The 256-nt window shown below is 60.5% G+C and carries 1 pseudogene; it reads right to left on the bottom strand.

The features are described 5' to 3' along the window. Nucleotides 1-256, bottom strand: a pseudogene (locus SB764_RS42280) (gamma-glutamyl-phosphate reductase); the annotation flags it as partial.

The following is a 256-nucleotide window of genomic DNA, read 5'->3' on the forward strand; positions in this document are numbered from 1 at the left end:
TCCCTCTTAGAAGCGCGGCATTGCCAGACATCAGGGCGAGTCCACCGGCGTCCATAGTGACGTTCGGGCGGCTTTCGAAAATAATACCGACAACTCCGAGGGGAACTCTGATGCGCTTTAGCTGAAGGCCGTTCGGCTGGACCTTGCTGTCGATCACTTTGGCGACGGGATCGTCGAGCGAGGCGACGGATTCGAGTGCAGCCGCGATCTGTTCGAGCCGGGCTGAGTCCAGCGTTAACCGGTCTCGCATCGGCGG

Source organism: Paraburkholderia sp. SIMBA_027, from assembly GCF_046535315.1.
In the GTDB taxonomy this organism is placed as follows: Bacteria; Pseudomonadota; Gammaproteobacteria; order Burkholderiales; family Burkholderiaceae; genus Paraburkholderia; species Paraburkholderia tropica.